Genomic DNA, 14,714 nt, shown 5'->3' with positions numbered 1-14,714 from the left:
TCTTATTAGTGTGAATTCGGCGGATTGGAATGACTGGGTAAAGTTCCTGTACGAAACATGCTATATATCTGTGGGACATAAGGAACTAATGCTGGCCCCTTGGGTTCGAAAGGCCAGTAGATATCTTCAATAAGGAGAAACACCCCATGCGTAAGACATTAGCTATTTCCATGATGCTGGCCGCTGCTCTCGGTCTGGCTGCCTGCGACAAGAAATCCGAAGACAAAGCCCAAGATGCAGCTGCACACTCTGAGCAAGCACAGCAAGACATGGCTAAAGCACAGGATAAAGTGAACGACGCTGCGAAAGAAAACGCTGAAGCTGCCAAAGCTCAGGCCGAATCGAACGAAGCTGCTGCAAAAGAAGCTGCACCTGCCGCACCTGCAGAACCTGCCAAGCAGTAATCGCAGGGTTTAAAGCAGTATTGCAGCAAAAGAAAGCCCGCTGATTAAAGCGGGCTTTTCTTTGTCTGCGATTTGCTTGCAGCGCTACTGTGCGCCGTCTTTTACAACGTCGGCTCCCGGCATATCGGTCGGGGTATACACCATCACCTGCAATACATCGGAATGGAACTCGCGGCGGTACAGCACCAGCACCACCCCGCTACTCATCAACATGAACAACCAGGGGCTGACAAACCAGGCCAGCATGGTCATGCCGAAGTAATAGGCGCGCAGGCCAAAGTTGAACTGGTTGGCCGCCATCGAAATCACTCGAGCCGCCCGCAAAGCAAACGCCTTGCGCTCCTGCTCTGACACGTGCCGTTCACCGATCATGGGCGCCGAGCCCACCAGCACCGCCGCGAAGTTGTACTGGCGCATGCACCAGCTGAAGGTGAAAAAGGCATAGACGAACACCAGTGCCAGGCACAGCAATTTGATCTCCGACATGCCCTGGGATGCCTGCTGCACCATGGGAATGTCCGCCAGCAGTGACACTGCGCGTTCCGAAGCCCCCAGCACCGTGAGAATACCGGCGAGGATGATCAAGGTGCTGGAGGCAAAGAACGAGGCATTGCGCTCCAGGTTACCGATCACACTGGCGTCGGCGATACGGTTGTCGCGCAGCAGCATGCGGCGCATCCAGTCTTCACGGTACAGGTGCAACACACTGGCCAGGCACGCCGTGTCCCGGGCTTTCCACGTTGCGTAACGGGTGTAGCCGCCCCAGCAGATGACAAACCAGAGTGCGGCGATCAAATGGATCCAATTGACTTCAACGAACGACATGCAGGTCCTTGTACACAGGATGATAGGGCCGACACAGTCCAAATGTGGGAGCTGGCTTGCCTGCGATAGCGTCTTTGCAGTCACCACCGCGCACAACCGATGTGCCGCCATCGCAGGCAAGCCAGCTCCCACACCGACCAGTGTTTTCAACTTGAGATTTTTGACGCCATTCCCAAAAAAAAGACACTGCCAGCGACTCAAAAAAAATGCCCCGTATCGTTTGATACGGGGCATTTCAGTAGAGCTCAACCGCGCGTTACGCGATGGCTTCGCTGCGCTTGCCCAGCATACGGTCAATCACCACGGCCACGACCAGCGTCATCACCGACGGCACCAGCCACGCCAGGCCTTGTTCGCTCAACGGCAGGTTTACCAGTTGCGTAGGCATCCAACCCGCCAGGCCCGCACCCTTGAGTGCGTCGATGCAGCCAAAGATGAACGACACCAGCATCACCGGGCCGACAATACGGCCCTGTTCCTGCCAGAACCCTTTGCAGAAGCTCAAGGCCACCAACACGATGCATGGCGGGTAGATCGCGGTCAGCACCGGGATCGAGAAGGCAATGAGTTTGGTCAAGCCCAGGTTGGACACAAACAGCGAGAACAATGCCAGGATCACCACCAGGGTCTTGTAGGACAGCGGCAGGATCTTGCTGAAGTACTCGGCGCAGGCACAGGTCAGGCCCACGGCGGTCACCAGGCATGCCAGGGAAATCAGCACGGCGAGGAAACCACTGCCCAGGGAGCCGAACGTGTATTGCACATAGGCGTGCAGTACCGCCGCGCCATTGCTGGCACCCGCGGCCACGGCATGGCTGCCCGAACCCAGGCGAAACAGGCTGACGTACACCAGTGCCAGGCCCACGCCGGCAATCAGCCCGGCAATGATCGCGTAGCGAGTGATCAGCTTGGGTGACTCGACGCCACGGGAGCGAATCGCGTTGACGATCACGATGCCGAACACCAGGGCGCCCAGGGTATCCATGGTCAGGTAACCATTAATAAAGCCTTGGGAGAACGGCGCGGCAACGTATTCCGGCGTGGCAACCCCCACCTCACCGGCGGGCAAGGCAAACGCAGCGATGCCGAGAATAGCCAGGGCGATGATTTTCAGCGGCGCCAGGAAACGGCCCACGGTGTCCAGCAGTCGACCTGGGTACAGGGAGACAAAGAACACCACCAGGAAATACACCGAGCTGTAGAGGAACAGTGCCAACGGGCTCTCACCGGTCAAGGGCGCCAGGCCCACTTCAAACGATACTGTTGCGGTGCGCGGGGTCGCAAACAGCGGGCCCACTGCCAGGTAGGCCGCTGCCGCCAGCAAGCCACCGGCGATCTTGCCAATCGGGCTGCTCAGCGCATCCATGCCACCACCGACCTTGGCCAGGGCGATCACAGTGACCACCGGCAAACCGACCGCGGTGATCAGAAAGCCCAGCGCCGCCATCCACACATGCGGCCCGGACTGCAAACCAACGATAGGCGGGAAGATGATGTTGCCGGCGCCCACGAACAGGGCAAAGGTCATAAAGCCCAGCGCCAGGATATCCTGGCTTTTCAACACTTTCATTTGAGGAAATACCACACTACTGAATCGGAATTTAGAGAGGGCTTCCCTATGGATGAGGGAAATGCTGCCGGCCCTTGTGGGGACCGACCGGTCTAGCGCGCAGCTTCCTTTTGGGACGCGGACGCATAAAGAGGCGGCTAGAGTACAGAATTAGGCTGACAAACGCACTGTTGCGGGGCGGACTGTCCGATAAGCGACATTTCAATGTCGCGTTTTCATACTTAATTGGGCAACACAGAACCCTGTGGGCGCTGGCTTGCCTGCGATGGCATCGACTGGGCATGGCTGATGCGCCGAGGTGTCTGCATCGCAGGCAAGCCAGCTCCCACATTGAACCGAGCACATTCGTCAATCTGGCTATATCCAGAAAGCACAAAGGCCACCCGAAGGTGGCCTTTGTGTGGTGAAGCGTCAGCTAAGCGCGAGGCTTACTTGACAGCCCAACCGGTCAGCTCGGCCAGGGCCTTGCCGATGTCTGCCAGCGAACGCACGGTTTTAACGCCTGCGTCTTGCAGTGCAGCGAATTTCTCGTCTGCAGTGCCTTTGCCGCCAGAGATGATTGCGCCAGCATGGCCCATGCGCTTGCCCGCAGGGGCAGTCACACCAGCGATGTAGGAAACAACCGGCTTGGTCACGTGTGCCTTGATGTAGGCAGCCGCTTCTTCTTCAGCCGAACCGCCGATCTCACCGATCATTACGATCGCTTCGGTCTTCGGGTCTTCCTGGAACAGCTTCAGGATGTCGATGAAGTTGGAGCCTGGGATCGGGTCACCGCCGATGCCGACGCAAGTCGACTGACCGAAACCGGCGTCAGTGGTCTGCTTGACAGCTTCATAGGTCAGGGTGCCGGAACGGGAAACGATACCGACTTTACCTGGCAAGTGAATGTGACCTGGCATGATGCCGATCTTGCATTCGCCTGGGGTGATCACGCCTGGGCAGTTAGGGCCGATCAGGACTACGCCCAGTTCGTCGCACTTAACTTTAGCGTCCAGCATGTCCAGGGTAGGAATGCCTTCGGTGATGCAGACGATCAGCTTGATGCCGCCGAATGCCGCTTCCAGGATCGAGTCCTTGCAGAAAGGAGCTGGAACGTAGATCACGCTGGCGGTGGCGCCAGTGGCTTCTACTGCTTCTTTCACGGTGTTGAACACGGGCAGGCCCAGGTGCTCGGTGCCGCCTTTGCCTGGAGTTACGCCGCCAACCATCTGGGTGCCGTATTCGATGGCTTGCTGGGTGTGGAAACTACCTTGCGAACCGGTAATACCCTGGCAGATAACTTTGGTGTCTTTATTGATCAGGACGCTCATTACTTGCCCTCCGCAGCTTTGACAACTTGTTGAGCAGCGTCGGTCAGGCTGGTAGCCGCGATGATGTTCAAACCGCTTTCTGCCAGTACTTTAGCGCCCAGTTCAGCGTTGTTACCTTCAAGGCGAACAACAACCGGGATTTTAACGCCGACTTCTTTCACTGCACCGATGATGCCTTCGGCAATCATGTCGCAACGAACGATGCCGCCGAAGATGTTGACCAGTACTGCAGCGACGTTGGAGTCGGACAGGATGATCTTGAACGCTTCGGTAACGCGTTCCTTGGTAGCGCCACCACCTACGTCGAGGAAGTTGGCTGGCTTGCCGCCATGCAGGTTGACGATGTCCATGGTACCCATGGCCAGGCCGGCACCGTTGACCATGCAGCCGATGTTGCCTTCCAGGGCTACGTAGTTCAGTTCGAACTTGGCAGCGTGCGCTTCGCGCGGATCGTCTTGCGACGGATCGTGGAAAGTCTTCAGCTTAGGCTGACGGTACATGGCGTTGGCGTCGATGTTGATCTTGGCATCGAGGCAGTGCAGATCGCCGTCAGCCTTGATCACCAGCGGGTTCACTTCCAGCAGGGCCAGATCGTGATCCTGGAACAGTTTGGCCAGACCTACGAAGATCTTGGCGAACTGGGCAACTTGCTTGCCTTCCAGGCCCAGCTGGAAAGCCAGTTCACGACCCTGGAATGGCTGAGCGCCAACCAGTGGATCGATAGTGGCCTTCAGAATTTTTTCTGGGGTTTCGTGAGCAATTTTCTCGATGTCCACGCCACCTTCGGTGGAAGCCATGAACACGATGCGACGGCTCGAACGGTCAACGACAGCGCCCAGGTACAGCTCTTTAGCGATATCAGTGCACGATTCAACCAGGATCTTGGTGACTGGTTGGCCATTGGCATCAGTCTGGTAAGTCACCAGACGCTTGCCCAGCCACTGCTGTGCGAAGGCCTTGGCGTCTTCTTTGCTGCGAACCAGCTTGACGCCGCCCGCTTTACCGCGACCACCGGCGTGGACCTGGGCTTTGACAACCCACTCGCTGCCGCCGATTTTGTCGCAAGCTTCTGCTGCTGCTTCCGGGGTGTCTACTGCGTAGCCCTTGGAAACTGGCAGGCCGTATTCAGCGAACAGCTGCTTACCCTGATACTCGTGAAGATTCATGCTTTTTACCGTCTTCGTTAGGTACTGCGCATTCGGCGCTGCGCTCATTATGAGTGCCGCGCCACCTGTGACTGCTGCTCGCGCAACTTGCGGGGCTTATGGCCCGTAAAGCTGCGCAAGGCTGCGTCCAGCGGATATTCCGCGGTGAGTCTTGCGCGCAAGGCTCACGACGGGCAACTCCGCCGTGGTTTCTTATTATCTCGCTTAGCGCTTCTTCTTGTTGGCAATGTGGATGGCGCCGCCATTCACTGCCAACGCAGCTTCGTGCAGCGCTTCGGACAGGGTCGGATGGGAGAAGACCATCATGCCCAAGTCCTCGGCACTGGTGCCGAATTCCATGCCGATCGCGCCTTGCTGAACCAGTTCTGCAGCGCTTGGGCCAATCACGTGGACGCCCAATACGCGGTCAGTCTTGGCATCAGCGATGACTTTGACAAAACCACCGGTGTCGTTGGCTGCCATGGCACGGCCAGAAGCGGCAAACGGGAAGGTGCCGACGTTAACTTCAACGCCTTCAGCTTTCAACTGCTGTTCGTTCTTGCCGACCCATGCAATTTCCGGGTGGGTGTAGATAACCGATGGGATCAGGTCGTAGTTCATCTGGGTCTTGTGACCCTTGATGCGCTCGACAACCATGATGCCTTCTTCGGAAGCCTTGTGGGCCAGCATCATGCCACGAACCACGTCACCAATGGCATACACGCCAGGCACAGTGGTAGCGCAATGATCGTCAACGTGGATGAAACCACGCTCGTCGATGTTCACGCCGCTGTCGGAAGCCAGCAAGTCGTTGGTCACTGGGCGGCGGCCCACGGCGACGATCAGCTTGTCGAAAGTGATGGTCTGCTCGCCGTCTTTATCGGTGTAGGTCACCACGACTTCTTCGCCGTTGACCTTGGAACCGGTAACACGGGCGCCGAGCTTGATGTCCAGACCTTGTTTGGTCAGGGTTTTCAGCGCTTCCTTGGACACCGCGGTGTCGGCAGCCAGCAGGAATGTATCCAGGGCTTCCAGCACGGTGACTTGAGCACCCAGGCGGGACCATACCGAACCCAGTTCCAAACCGATCACGCCAGCGCCGATGACGCCCAGACGCTTAGGCACAGCTTGGAATTCCAGGGCGCCGGTCGAATCAACGATCACGTTGTTATCAACAGGAGCAGGCGGAATGTCGATTGGACGCGAGCCGGGTGCCAGGATCACGTTTTCGGCTTCGATGACTTCAACCGAACCGTCTGGCTTGGTGACTTCAACTTTCTTGCCGGCCAGCAGCTTGCCGTGGCCTTGAATGGAAGTCACGCCGTTGGCCTTGAACAAGGTGGCAACGCCGGAAGTCAGGCCTTTGACGATGTTGGCTTTACGGCCGACCATTGCGGGTACGTCCATGGTCACGCCAGCATGGTTGATGCCGTGGATCGCAAAGCCGTCTTGGGCTTCGTGGAATTTCCAGGAGCTGTCCAGCAGCGCCTTGGACGGAATGCAACCCACGTTCAGGCAAGTACCGCCCAGCGCCAGTTTGCCTTCCTTGTCGGTGTATTTTTCGATGCAAGCAGTGGACAGGCCCAGTTGCGCAGCCTTGATGGCGGCAACATAGCCGCCAGGGCCTGCACCAATCACTACAACGTCAAATTTCTGTGTCATGAAAATAGATCCTCTATTTGCGACAAGCTTCTAGTCACACGTTGCAAGCCAAGCTGCTTTTTCCTACAGCTTGTAGCTCGCAACGTGCAACTGCTTCTATCAGATGTCCAGGAGCAGGCGAGCCGGGTCTTCCAGCAGGTTCTTGATGGTCACCAGGAACGTCACGGCTTCTTTACCGTCGATCAGGCGGTGATCGTAAGACAGTGCCAGGTACATCATTGGGCGGATCACGACTTGGCCGTTGATGGCCATCGGACGCTGGATGATGTTGTGCATGCCCAGGATCGCGGCCTGCGGTGGGTTGACGATCGGCGTCGACATCATCGAACCGAAGGTACCACCGTTGGTGATGGTGAAGGTACCGCCGGTCATCTCGTCGATGGTCAGCTTGCCGTCACGGGCTTTCTTGCCGAAGCCAGCGATGCCGCCTTCGATTTCGGCCAGGCTCATCAGCTCGGCGTTACGCAGGACTGGAACCACCAGGCCGCGGTCGCTGGAGACGGCAACGCCGATATCCGAGTAGCCGTGGTAAACGATGTCGCCGCCGTCGATCGAAGCGTTGACTGCCGGGAAGCGCTTCAGCGCTTCGGTGGCCGCTTTCACGAAGAACGACATGAAGCCCAGGCGCACACCGTTGTGGGACTTCTCGAACAGGTCCTTGTACTTCGAACGCAGGGCCATGACTTCGGTCATGTCGACTTCGTTGAAGGTGGTCAGCATCGCCATGTTCGACTGAGCTTCAACCAGGCGCTTGGCCACGGTGGCACGTACGCGAGTCATCGGTACGCGCTTCTCGGTGCGGTCGCCAGCGGCAAACACAGGCGCAGCGGCAGCAGGCGCTGCAGCCTTGGCAGGTGCGGCAGCCGGAGCGTTCTTCTTGGCTTCAACTGCGGCAACCACGTCTTCCTTGGTCACACGGCCATCTTTGCCGGTGCCCTTGATGGAAGCCAGGTTGATGCCGTTTTCCTCAGCCAGTTGACGCGCAGCCGGTGCAGCGATTGGATCTTCGCCACCCGCAGCCGGTGCGGCAGGCGCAGAAGCAGCCGGTGCAGCAGCGGCAGGAGCAGGAGCAGCGGCAGCGGCAGCAGCGCTGCCCTCTTCGATCGAGCCCAGTACCTGGTTCGACAGAACGGTAGCGCCCTCTTCAGCAACGATTGCGCCCAGCACGCCGTCAGCTTCGGCCAACACTTCCAGAACGACTTTGTCGGTCTCGATGTCGACGATCAGGTCGTCACGCTTGACGGCCTCGCCTGGTTTCTTGTGCCAGGTGGCAACGGTGCCATCGGCAACCGATTCCGGGAATGACGGGGCTTTGATTTCGATAGCCATTATCTGTAGGTCCTTAAAATTCGGTTTCAGTCAGCGCGAAGGCGTTAAACAGTGAAAGCATCTTGCAGCAGTTTTTCCTGCTGCTCGGCGTGCATCGACGCGTAACCACAGGCAGGTGCAGCAGAAGCATCACGACCGGCGTACTCAAGGACCAAAGCCTTGTTGTGGTTGCCGATGCTGCGACGCAGATGATGCTGGCTGCTGTACCAGGCGCCCTGGTTCATCGGTTCTTCCTGACACCACACTACGTTCGTGAGGTTGGTGTAAGGCGCGATGATCTCCATGAGGTCATCTTCCGGGAACGGATAAAGCTGCTCGATACGCACGATGGCGATGTCTTCGCGGCCTTCGGCACGGCGTTTTTCCAACAGATCGTAGTAGACCTTGCCGCTGCACAGGATCAGGCGAGTGACCTTGGCGGCGTCCAGCGTATCGATCTCTGGAATCACGGTCTGGAACGAACCTTGGGCCAGATCTTCCAGGGTCGAAACGGCCAGCTTGTGACGCAACAGCGACTTCGGCGTCAGTACCACCAGCGGCTTGCGCAGCGGACGGATCACCTGGCGACGCAGCAAGTGGTAGATCTGCGCCGGGGTCGTCGGCACGCACACCTGAATGTTGTGCTCGGCGCACAATTGCAGGTAACGCTCCAGACGGGCCGAGGAGTGCTCAGGGCCCTGACCTTCATAACCGTGTGGCAGCAGCATGGTCAGACCGCACAGACGGCCCCACTTGTGCTCGCCGCTGGTGATGAACTGGTCGATAACCACCTGGGCACCGTTGGCGAAGTCGCCGAACTGGGCTTCCCAGATCACCAGCGCGTTCGGCGTGGTGGTCGAGTAACCGTATTCGAACGCCAGTACGGCTTCTTCGGACAGGAACGAATCGTACAGGTCGAAACGTGGCTGGCCTTCGTACAGGTTCTGCAACGGGATGTAGGTGCCCGCGTCTTTCTGGTTGTGCAATACAGCATGACGGTGCGAGAACGTACCGCGGCCGATGTCCTGGCCGGTCATGCGGATCGGGTGACCTTCGAACGCCAGGGTCGCGTACGCCATGGTTTCGGCGTAACCCCAGTTGATCGGCAGGCCACCGGCTTGCATCTTCTGACGGTCTTCGTAGATCTTCGCAACCTGGCGCTGTACGACGAAGCCTTCGGGAATTTCCAGCAGCTTGGCGGACAGTTCCTGCAACGTCTTCAAATCGAACGAGGTATCGTGACGTGCAGTCCAGGTGTGACCCAGGTATGGGCGCCAGTCAACGAACAGCTCTTTGTTCGGCTCCTTGACCAGGCTTTTCACTACATGCAGGCCGTTGTCCAGCGCGTTGCGGTATTCGTCGACTTTCGCCTGAACACGCGCATCGTCAACCACGCCGGCCTTGGTCAGGCTTTCGGCGTACAGCTCACGGGTGGTGCGCTGCTTGGTGATCTGCTGGTACATCAACGGCTGGGTGCCGCTTGGCTCGTCCGCTTCGTTGTGACCGCGACGGCGGTAGCAAACCAGGTCGATGACCACGTCACGCTTGAACTGCATGCGGTAGTCGACAGCCAGTTGGGTCACGAACAGCACGGCTTCCGGATCATCGCCATTCACATGGAGGATCGGCGCCTGGATCATCTTGGCAACGTCGGTGGCGTACTCGGTGGAACGCGCGTCCAACGGGTTGCTGATGGTGAAGCCCACCTGGTTGTTGATGACGATGTGAACGGTACCACCGGTCTTGAAGCCGCGAGTCTGCGACATCTGGAACGTTTCCAGGACCACGCCTTGACCGGCGAATGCCGCGTCACCGTGGATGGAAATCGGCAGAACCTTCTCACCGGTGGAATCGTTACGACGATCCTGGCGAGCACGTACCGAACCCTCGACCACTGGCGAAACGATTTCCAGGTGGGAGGGGTTGAATGCCATGGCCAGGTGAACTTCACCGCCGGTGGTCATCACGTTGGACGAGAAGCCCTGGTGGTATTTAACGTCACCGGAACCCAGCTCGACCTTCTTCTTGCCTTCGAACTCGTCGAACAGCTCACGCGGGTTCTTGCCGAAGGTGTTGACCAACACGTTCAGGCGACCACGGTGAGCCATGCCGATCACGATTTCCTTGGTGCCATAGGAACCGGAACGCTGGATCAGCTCGTCGAGCATCGGAATCAGGCTTTCGCCGCCTTCCAGGCCGAAACGTTTGGTGCCTGGGTATTTGGTGCCCAGGTATTTCTCGAGGCCTTCGGCCGCGGTCACGCGCTCCAGCAGGTGGCCGCGCACATCGGCGGACAATACCGGACGGCCACGCACGCCTTCCAGGCGGTGCTGGAACCACTGGCGCTGCTCGGAATCGGTGATGTGCGTAAATTCAGCGCCGATGGTGCGGCAATATGTCTGCTGCAACGCTTCGTGAATTTCGCGTAGGCTCGCTTCCTCTTTGCCGATGAACAGGTCGCCGGCACGGAAGGTCGTATCAAGATCGGCATTGGTCAAGCCGTAATGATTGATCGACAGGTCTGCAGGTGCAGGACGCTGCCACAGCCCCAGCGGGTCAAGCTGGGCTGCCTGGTGGCCACGCATACGGTAGGCCTGGATCAGTCGCAGTACTTCAACTTGCTTCTTCTCATGCTCACTGCTCACGCTGCCGGCGGAAACCGGTTGGGCGCGGCGCTGGTTCTTTGCCAGCAGCACGAACTGATCGCGAATTGTTGCGTGCGATACATCGGTGGCAGCGTTGCCGTCTGAAGACAACGTCTGAAATTTGGTGCGCCATTCTTCTGGCACAGCGTTAGGGTCGTGCAGGTAGAGCTCATAAAGCTCTTCCACATAGGCAGCGTTACCACCTGAAAGATAGCCGCTGTTCCACATGCGCTGCATCACGCTTTCTTGCATGCTTGGTCACCCTCGATTTGGGGACACCACCGGCGAAAACACCGAGTTTGCTTGCAAAAGGCCAAGTGCAGCGACCAAAACAAGCCACTTAGGATCACGCTGATAGTTCGGGTACCAACCCGAATGCCCCTGCTTGTCTCATTTCTTCAAAATAAGAGCCGCGGCTTTGTAAGTCGCTGCTCAAGTTAAAACTACGGCGCCGGTTGAAGCCTGCGCCGCAGCATTTACGGGCACAACGGTCCTGCTTTTACTACAACGTCAGTTACACGCCGCTCTGCAGCAGCATGTTACGGATGTGACCAATGGCCTTAGTCGGGTTCAGGCCTTTAGGACATACGTTGACGCAGTTCATGATCCCGCGGCAGCGGAATACGCTGAACGGGTCATCCAGCGAAGCCAGACGCTCGGACGTCTTGGTATCACGGCTGTCTGCCAGGAAGCGGTAGGCTTGCAGCAGCGCAGCTGGACCCAGGAACTTGTCCGGGTTCCACCAGAAGGACGGGCAGGATGTCGAGCAGCAAGCGCACAGGATGCACTCGTACAGGCCATCGAGCTTTTCACGTTCTTCCGGGGACTGCAGACGCTCGATGGCCGGAGCCGGCGTGTCGTTCTGCAGGAACGGCTTAACTTTCTCGTATTGCTTGTAGAAGATGCTCATATCGACGACCAGGTCACGGATAACCGGCAAACCTGGCAGTGGACGAACGATCAGCTTGTTGCCTTTGACCACGGCGGACAGCGGCGTGATGCACGCCAGGCCGTTTTTGCCGTTGATGTTCATGCCGTCGGAACCGCACACACCTTCACGGCAAGAGCGACGATAGGAGAAACCCTCGTCCTGCTCTTTGATCAGTGCCAGTACATCCAGCACCATCAGGTCTTTACCACCGGTATCGACCTGGAACTCCTGCATGAACGGCGCGGCGTCCTGATCAGGGTTGTAGCGATAAACACTGACTTTCAACATGGCAGCCACCCTTAGTAAGTCCGAATCTTCGGTTCAAACGTCGGCACCGTCTTCGGCGAGAAGTTCACGGCACGCTTGGTTACGCGCTTGTCACCCGGGAAGTACAGGGTGTGGCACAACCAGTTTTCGTCGTCGCGATCTTCAAAGTCTTCACGAGCGTGAGCACCACGGGATTCTTTACGAACCTCGGCGGCGATCGCCGTCGCTTCAGCCACTTCCAGCAGGTTTTGCAGCTCAAGGGCTTCGATACGAGCAGTGTTGAACGCCTGGCTCTTATCGTTGATCTTGACGTTGGCGATGCGCTTGCGCAGGTCAGCCAACTGGGCAATACCCTTCTGCATGTATTCGCCGGTACGGAACACACCGAAGTAGTTCTGCATGCAGCTTTGCAGCTCGCGACGCAGGGTTGCTACGTCTTCGCCATCCGTGCGCTCGTTCAGAGCGTTCAGACGCGCCAGGGCCGCTTCGATGTTGGCGTCGGTGGCGTCATCGTATTCGATGCCGTCAGTCAGCGCCTTCTCAAGATGCAGGCCGGCCGCACGGCCGAATACCACCAGGTCGAGCAGCGAGTTGCCGCCCAGGCGGTTGGCACCGTGAACCGATACGCAAGCCACTTCACCTACTGCGAACAGACCATGGATGATCTCGTCCTGGCCGTCGGCGTTCTGGGTGATTGCCTGGCCGTGAATGTTGGTCGGCACGCCGCCCATCATATAGTGGCAAGTTGGAACCACCGGAACCGGAGCAACTACCGGGTCAACGTGGGCGAAGGTCTTGGACAGCTCGCAGATACCAGGCAGGCGGCTGTGCAGCACTTCTTCACCCAGGTGATCGAGCTTGAGCAGTACGTGGTCGCCATTCGGGCCACAGCCGTTACCGGCGATGATCTCTTTAACCATCGAACGTGCCACAACGTCACGGCCAGCCAAGTCTTTGGCGTTCGGAGCATAACGCTCCATGAAACGCTCGCCGTGCTTGTTGATCAGGTAACCACCTTCACCACGGCAACCTTCGGTCACCAGTACACCGGCGCCGGCGATGCCGGTCGGGTGGAACTGCCACATTTCGATGTCTTGTACCGGTACGCCAGCACGCAGGGCCATGCCGACGCCGTCACCGGTGTTGATCAGGGCATTGGTGGTAGAAGCGTAGATACGACCTGCACCACCGGTCGCCAACACAGTCGCCTTGGCGCGGATGTAGGTGGTTTCACCGGTTTCGATGCAGATGGCGATCACACCGACGAACTCGCCCTTGCCGTTCTTCACCAGATCAACCGCGTAGTACTCGTTCAGGAACGTGGTACCGGCTTTCAGGTTGCCTTGGTAAAGGGTATGCAGCAGCGCGTGACCGGTACGGTCGGACGCAGCGCAAGTACGGGCAGCTTGGCCGCCTTTACCGTAATCCTTGGACTGGCCACCGAATGGACGCTGGTAGATACGGCCTTGCTCGGTACGGGAGAACGGCAGACCCATGTGGTCCAGCTCGAACACCGCGGCCGGGCCTTCCTGACACATGTATTCGATAGCGTCCTGGTCACCGATATAGTCGGAACCCTTGACGGTATCGTACATGTGCCAGCGCCAGTCATCGTTCGGGTCGGCGGAGGCGATGGCGCAGGTGATACCACCCTGGGCCGATACGGTGTGGGAACGCGTCGGGAACACCTTGGTGATCACGGCAGTCTTGTGACCGCCCTGGGCCAGCTGCAGCGCAGCGCGCATGCCAGCACCGCCGCCACCAATAATGATGGCGTCGAATGAAATAGTTGGAATGTTAGCCATGAATCAGATACCCCAAAGAATCTGCACACCCCAGACGAAGTAAGCGAACATCGCGACGCCGCATACTGCCTGGAAGAGGAAACGTACTGCAGTCGCGGACTTGCCCAGCGCCATCGGCGTCAGGTAGTCAGTCGCGATGGTCCACATGCCAACCCAGGCGTGAGCGCCCAGGGCTACAAGGGCCAGCAGACTGAAGATTCGCATCGCATTGTGGGAAAACAGGCCGTGCCATTGCTCATAGCCGATGCCCGGGTTTGCGACGAGGTATCCGATCAGGAAAATGAAATAAGCCGCGAGAACGACCGCAGACACACGCTGTGCCATCCAGTCATAGAGGCCCGAACGCGACAGATTCGTTACGCTGGTTACCATATCCAAACTCCTGCCAGAACGATCAGCACCACGGAAATGGCGACGATGATTTTCGAGCCCAGGCGGCCGCCTTCCAGCGTCTCACCGATGCCCATGTCCATGATCAAGTGGCGCACACCGGCTACCAGGTGATACAGAAGAGAGGACAGGAGGCCCCATGCTACGAACTTGGCCAGCGGGCTGGTCAAGCATGCCTTCACCTCGGCGTATCCTTCCTCGGAACCCAGGGATTTGCTCAATGCATAAAGCATGATGCCCAAGCCCAGGAACAGGATGATGCCGGAAACACGGTGCAGGAACGACGTAACGCCGGTGATGGGGAGTTTGATGGTCCTTAGGTCTAGGTTTACAGGTCGTTGGCTATTCACGGCTTTTTTTCACACTGAAGAGCCCCTAACAATCAGGGCAAAGTTGTTGGGGAGTGCGACTGGTCAGGTAAGCACCACCCAGGGAGTGCGACCCCCAATGAA

Annotated in this window: 12 protein-coding genes; 1 reads left to right on the top strand and 11 read right to left on the bottom strand. The window is 58.2% G+C overall.

What is annotated here, in order from left to right; all coding sequences use genetic code 11:
- Window positions 1-146: 146 nt before the first annotated feature.
- The gene (locus GH769_RS05430) at window positions 147-404 is read left to right on the top strand and encodes a hypothetical protein (protein WP_003190018.1); all 258 of its coding nucleotides are present in this window, start codon (window positions 147-149) and stop codon (window positions 402-404) included.
- 84 nt (window positions 405-488) lie between these two features.
- On the opposite strand, the gene GH769_RS05425 is transcribed toward GH769_RS05430, so the two are convergent.
- The 11 genes from GH769_RS05425 to sdhC all read right to left on the bottom strand — a co-directional run bounded on the left by GH769_RS05425 (window position 489) and on the right by sdhC (window position 14,612).
- Entirely contained in the window at window positions 489-1,229 is a 741-nt protein-coding gene (locus GH769_RS05425; protein ID WP_019816707.1) for a DUF599 domain-containing protein, read from the bottom strand.
- Window positions 1,230-1,485: 256 nt separating this feature from the next.
- Window positions 1,486-2,799 (bottom strand): branched-chain amino acid transport system II carrier protein, encoded by a 1,314-nt coding sequence (gene brnQ / locus GH769_RS05420; protein ID WP_003190014.1) that lies wholly within the window; start codon window positions 2,797-2,799, stop codon window positions 1,486-1,488.
- Window positions 2,800-3,227: 428 nt separating this feature from the next.
- Window positions 3,228-4,109: a succinate--CoA ligase subunit alpha gene (gene sucD, locus GH769_RS05415; RefSeq protein WP_003190013.1), complete on the bottom strand. Its 882-nt coding sequence runs from the start codon at window positions 4,107-4,109 to the stop codon at window positions 3,228-3,230.
- A complete protein-coding gene (gene sucC, locus GH769_RS05410) occupies window positions 4,109-5,275 on the bottom strand; it encodes an ADP-forming succinate--CoA ligase subunit beta (protein ID WP_003190011.1) in 1,167 nt (388 codons plus the stop codon). Before sucC ends, sucD begins: the two co-directional genes overlap by 1 nt.
- A gap of 204 nt (window positions 5,276-5,479) precedes the next feature.
- Window positions 5,480-6,916: a dihydrolipoyl dehydrogenase gene (lpdA, locus tag GH769_RS05405; protein ID WP_014717733.1), complete on the bottom strand. Its 1,437-nt coding sequence runs from the start codon at window positions 6,914-6,916 to the stop codon at window positions 5,480-5,482.
- Window positions 6,917-7,015: 99 nt separating this feature from the next.
- Entirely contained in the window at window positions 7,016-8,245 is a 1,230-nt protein-coding gene (odhB, locus tag GH769_RS05400; protein WP_032902983.1) for a 2-oxoglutarate dehydrogenase complex dihydrolipoyllysine-residue succinyltransferase, read from the bottom strand.
- 44 nt (window positions 8,246-8,289) lie between these two features.
- The gene (locus GH769_RS05395; protein WP_014717731.1) at window positions 8,290-11,121 is read right to left on the bottom strand and encodes a 2-oxoglutarate dehydrogenase E1 component; all 2,832 of its coding nucleotides are present in this window, start codon (window positions 11,119-11,121) and stop codon (window positions 8,290-8,292) included.
- A 262-nt stretch (window positions 11,122-11,383) separates the two neighbouring features.
- Window positions 11,384-12,088, bottom strand: a complete 705-nt coding sequence (locus GH769_RS05390; RefSeq protein WP_003172807.1) for a succinate dehydrogenase iron-sulfur subunit — start codon at window positions 12,086-12,088, stop codon at window positions 11,384-11,386.
- 11 nt (window positions 12,089-12,099) lie between these two features.
- Window positions 12,100-13,872 carry a succinate dehydrogenase flavoprotein subunit gene (gene sdhA / locus GH769_RS05385; protein WP_014717730.1) on the bottom strand — a complete coding sequence of 591 codons (1,773 nt, stop codon included), beginning with the start codon at window positions 13,870-13,872 and terminating at the stop codon, window positions 12,100-12,102.
- Between the two features lie 3 nt (window positions 13,873-13,875).
- The gene (gene sdhD, locus GH769_RS05380; protein ID WP_003172805.1) at window positions 13,876-14,244 is read right to left on the bottom strand and encodes a succinate dehydrogenase, hydrophobic membrane anchor protein; all 369 of its coding nucleotides are present in this window, start codon (window positions 14,242-14,244) and stop codon (window positions 13,876-13,878) included.
- Window positions 14,238-14,612 carry a succinate dehydrogenase, cytochrome b556 subunit gene (gene sdhC / locus GH769_RS05375; RefSeq protein ID WP_014717729.1) on the bottom strand — a complete coding sequence of 125 codons (375 nt, stop codon included), beginning with the start codon at window positions 14,610-14,612 and terminating at the stop codon, window positions 14,238-14,240. Before sdhC ends, sdhD begins: the two co-directional genes overlap by 7 nt.
- Window positions 14,613-14,714: the final 102 nt, after the last annotated feature.

The sequence above is a fragment of the Pseudomonas sp. CFSAN084952 genome, assembly GCF_009648855.1.
In the GTDB taxonomy this organism is placed as follows: domain Bacteria; phylum Pseudomonadota; class Gammaproteobacteria; order Pseudomonadales; family Pseudomonadaceae; genus Aquipseudomonas; species Aquipseudomonas paracarnis.
Note: the sequence above shows the minus strand (reverse complement) of the source record. Positions and strands in the feature narration are given on the sequence as shown.

Excerpts from the sequence above, each read along its gene's own strand:
- GH769_RS05430 (WP_003190018.1), top strand. The coding sequence starts at position 147 with ATGCGTAAGACATTAGCTATTTCCATGATGCTGGCCGCTGCTCTCGGT.
- GH769_RS05425 (WP_019816707.1), bottom strand. The coding sequence starts at position 1,229 with ATGTCGTTCGTTGAAGTCAATTGGATCCATTTGATCGCCGCACTCTGG.
- brnQ (WP_003190014.1), bottom strand. The coding sequence starts at position 2,799 with ATGAAAGTGTTGAAAAGCCAGGATATCCTGGCGCTGGGCTTTATGACC.
- sucD (WP_003190013.1), bottom strand. The coding sequence starts at position 4,109 with ATGAGCGTCCTGATCAATAAAGACACCAAAGTTATCTGCCAGGGTATT.
- sucC (WP_003190011.1), bottom strand. The coding sequence starts at position 5,275 with ATGAATCTTCACGAGTATCAGGGTAAGCAGCTGTTCGCTGAATACGGC.
- lpdA (WP_014717733.1), bottom strand. The coding sequence starts at position 6,916 with ATGACACAGAAATTTGACGTTGTAGTGATTGGTGCAGGCCCTGGCGGC.
- odhB (WP_032902983.1), bottom strand. The coding sequence starts at position 8,245 with ATGGCTATCGAAATCAAAGCCCCGTCATTCCCGGAATCGGTTGCCGAT.
- GH769_RS05395 (WP_014717731.1), bottom strand. The coding sequence starts at position 11,121 with ATGCAAGAAAGCGTGATGCAGCGCATGTGGAACAGCGGCTATCTTTCA.
- GH769_RS05390 (WP_003172807.1), bottom strand. The coding sequence starts at position 12,088 with ATGTTGAAAGTCAGTGTTTATCGCTACAACCCTGATCAGGACGCCGCG.
- sdhA (WP_014717730.1), bottom strand. The coding sequence starts at position 13,872 with ATGGCTAACATTCCAACTATTTCATTCGACGCCATCATTATTGGTGGC.
- sdhD (WP_003172805.1), bottom strand. The coding sequence starts at position 14,244 with ATGGTAACCAGCGTAACGAATCTGTCGCGTTCGGGCCTCTATGACTGG.